The sequence below is a fragment of the Halomonas sp. genome, assembly GCF_041689495.1.
In the GTDB taxonomy this organism is placed as follows: domain Bacteria; phylum Pseudomonadota; class Gammaproteobacteria; order Pseudomonadales; family Halomonadaceae; genus Halomonas.
This window is the reverse complement of sequence record NZ_JBDNGD010000117.1, coordinates 1-2,897: the sequence shown is the minus strand read 5'-3', so window position 1 is coordinate 2,897 and position 2,897 is coordinate 1. Positions and strand designations below refer to the sequence as shown.

6 protein-coding genes are annotated in these 2,897 nt (G+C 61.9%); 5 read left to right on the top strand and 1 reads right to left on the bottom strand.

Annotation, left to right across the window (positions count from 1 at the left end; translation table 11 throughout):
• Positions 1-110: TraY domain-containing protein (locus tag ACESMD_RS03910; protein ID WP_372610511.1), on the bottom strand; the 110-nt coding region annotated here is incomplete at its 3' end.
• Between the two features lie 745 nt (positions 111-855).
• On the opposite strand from ACESMD_RS03910, the gene ACESMD_RS03905 reads away from it, so the two are divergent.
• From ACESMD_RS03905 to ACESMD_RS03885, 5 genes are all read left to right on the top strand, one after another.
• Positions 856-1,068 (top strand): HigA family addiction module antitoxin, encoded by a 213-nt coding sequence (locus tag ACESMD_RS03905; RefSeq protein WP_372610509.1) that lies wholly within the window; start codon positions 856-858, stop codon positions 1,066-1,068.
• Between the two features lie 229 nt (positions 1,069-1,297).
• On the top strand, positions 1,298-1,540 hold the full coding sequence (locus tag ACESMD_RS03900) for a type II toxin-antitoxin system Phd/YefM family antitoxin (RefSeq protein ID WP_372610507.1): 243 nt from the start codon (positions 1,298-1,300) through the stop codon (positions 1,538-1,540).
• The gene (locus ACESMD_RS03895) at positions 1,537-1,800 is read left to right on the top strand and encodes a Txe/YoeB family addiction module toxin (protein ID WP_372610505.1); all 264 of its coding nucleotides are present in this window, start codon (positions 1,537-1,539) and stop codon (positions 1,798-1,800) included. The genes ACESMD_RS03900 and ACESMD_RS03895 overlap by 4 nt, the downstream gene beginning before the upstream one ends.
• A gap of 98 nt (positions 1,801-1,898) precedes the next feature.
• Positions 1,899-2,309, top strand: coding sequence for a nucleotidyltransferase domain-containing protein (locus tag ACESMD_RS03890; protein WP_372610503.1), 411 nt, complete (start codon positions 1,899-1,901; stop codon positions 2,307-2,309).
• The gene (locus tag ACESMD_RS03885; RefSeq protein ID WP_372610501.1) at positions 2,299-2,709 is read left to right on the top strand and encodes a DUF86 domain-containing protein; all 411 of its coding nucleotides are present in this window, start codon (positions 2,299-2,301) and stop codon (positions 2,707-2,709) included. Before ACESMD_RS03890 ends, ACESMD_RS03885 begins: the two co-directional genes overlap by 11 nt.
• The last annotated feature ends 188 nt before the right edge of the window (positions 2,710-2,897 follow it).

The following is a 2,897-nucleotide window of genomic DNA, read 5'->3' as shown; positions in this document are numbered from 1 at the left end:
TGCTCCTCGATCAGCTTGCGCAGGTAAAACGTCTTGGAGCGGCCTGTGGCCGTGGCAAGATGGGCCAGGCGCGCCTCGATGTCGGGATCCAGGCGTAGGCTGATAGGCATGATGCTCACCTCTTGCGATACATACGATCAAAGTATCGCAGCTGATCCGAAAACACCATTGGCCGACATTTCTGCCGGCCGCTGGAACTTCAGGCTAGGTGGGGAATCGGGATCTGTCCCCGATTAGCCCGCGAGATCGCCACTGCGGGGTCAGACTTGGCCTCGCTGGTGGGAGGCCGGCTTGCCGGGCGAGCTTTTCGGGGCAAACGGCTCGCGCGCTGAAGCGCCCTCCCACCACAACTTGCTGCTGTGAGAAATAGGATTCCGCGGGAAAGGGGGGCTGTCCCTGAGGGACGCCGGCCGATATGGTCGATATGCACATGGGTGACCACCAGCGCCAGCACGTCGTCCACCGGGAAGCTGACCTGGAGGTAATCGGGGACGGGTACGCGTTCTCCCACCGGGCGGGGAGCGGCCACCTTCTCGGTTGGAGACGCCGCACGCCGGATGCGCCTTCGGCTTATCCGGCCTACACGGCCACGAGACCCGCAGCAACGTCTGCCCACCGTAGGCACGGTAAGGGTCAGCGCACCGGGCGGGTGGCTATCCCGATCAGCCTCGCCGATTAGCCCTCTCCCGTCCTTGATAAGTGTATCTTTATACGATACATCTTGATTCATCTGGAATGGCCCAAGGAGAAGATGTCGAATTGGTCGATTATCTGGATTACCACTGATCACGGGCCGGGGGAGATTTCCAGCCCCCCAAGGTCACCGTGCCGATTCCCAGCATGGAGAAATGGAACATGAACACCACTGGAATGCACAACCCGCCGCATCCGGGTGAGATGCTGCGTGAGGATGTCATCGAAGCCCTGGGCATCACGGTCGCCGAGACGGCCCGACGCCTCGGCATGTCTCGGGTCGCCCTTTCGCGAGTCGTCCATGGGCATGCTGCCATTTCGCCGGATCTGGCCGTGCGGCTCGAACGCGCTGGCGCCGGCTCCGCGCGGCATTAGCTCGCGATGCAGACTGCCTACGACCTCTGGCAAGCCGAGCACAGCGAACAGCCGAAGGTCCAGCGACTGGCCTCGTGAAGAAAGGCAGGAAATAGGGGTCTGTCCCCGATCAGCCCAAAGGAAGCTGACGCGCCTGGCTCGCAACGCTTGAAACGGGCGAGGACATGGGGGCTCTTGTTAAAACGTACGCCATAGCGTACTCTTTAGAAAAGATCGCAAGGAGCAGGCCATGACCACCGTCACCGCTACCGAGGCCCGGGCCAACCTCTACCGGCTGATCGACGAGGCCGCGGAAACCCATCAACCGCTGCTGATCTCCGGCAAGCGCAACAAGGCCGTGCTCATTGCCGAAGAGGATTGGCAAGCCATCCAGGAAACGCTGTTCCTGCTCTCGGTCCCGGGCATCCGCGAGTCGATCCGCGACGGCATGGCCACCCCGATCGATCAGTGCAGCGAGGAACTGGACTGGTGAGTTGGCGCCTGGTCTATACCAAGCAGGCTCAGAAGGATGCCCGCAAACTCGCCTCCAGCGGTCTCAAACCCAAGGCTCAGGACCTCCTGGAAATCCTTCGGGAGAACCCCTTCCAGACCCCCCCGCCCTACGAGAAGCTGATAGGCGACCTGGCAGGTGCCTACTCCCGCCGAATCAATATTCAACACCGCCTGGTCTACCAGGTGCTGGAGCGAGAGCAGGTGATCAAGGCCCTGCGGCTATGGACCCACTACGAGTGAGCAGATGAAGTGAAATGGGGGTCTGTCCCCGATTAGCCCCGCGTCCCCGCTCAGCCCCATGGTAGACTGGTGCAGTGACCCGATTCGCGGAGTATGTCATGCCCTGTTCACGCAGCGATCTGGCGCCGATCACAGAGCGCCTGAAAGCGGCTCTGCCCGCAATGCAAGCGGTCTATCTTTTCGGCAGTCAGGCCACGGGCGAGGCAACACCAACCAGCGATGTGGACCTGGCCGTGTTGCTCCCCGCGCCACTGCCGCCCGAGCAGCGCTGGAGCTTGAGCAACGAGCTGGCGGACAGTCTCGGGGCCGATGTCGACCTTATCGACCTGCGTCAGGCCTCGACCGTTCTCCAGCATCAGGTCGTGGTGGAGGGGCAACGGCTGTGGCATCGGGGGCTCGACAGCGACGAGTTCGAACTCATGGTACAAAGCGAATACTGGGATCTGGCCATTCAGCGCCAACAACTGATCGCCGATATCAAGCAGCGAGGACGCATCCATGGCAGATGACGTGCTGCTCAACAAGGCAGCCAGCATCGAGCGCTGCGTGGCGAGAGCCAGGGAAGAGTACGCCAAGGACCCAGACACCTTCGCGGAGGATCAGACGCGCCAGGACGCCGCGATCCTGAATCTGCAGCGCGCCTGTGAGGCCAGCATCGACGCCGGCAACCGCCTGATCCGCACCCGTCAGCTGGGCCTGCCGCAGAGCGCTCGGGAGGTCTTCGACATCCTGGCCAGAGAGCGACTCATCGATACGTCACTGGCCAGCGCCATGAAGCAGATGACCGGCTTTCGCAACATCGCCGTCCACGATTACCAGGCGATGCAGATACCCATCGTGATCGCCATCATCGAGAAGCATACCGATGAGCTTGTTGGCTACGCCTCCCGCCTGATCGAGCTTGCATAGCCAGCGGAATAGCAGGGGAAATGGGCGGTGCTGAGTGGGGGCTGTCACCGATTAGCCTTCCTGACGTTAATGCTTGGCCTCGGCACGCAGCTTCGCCACCTGCTCAGTGGCCAGCCCGGCAATCTCGGCAATCATGGGGTCATCCATTTCGGTACGCGCGATCAGGTTTCGAGCCGTCTCTCGCTTGG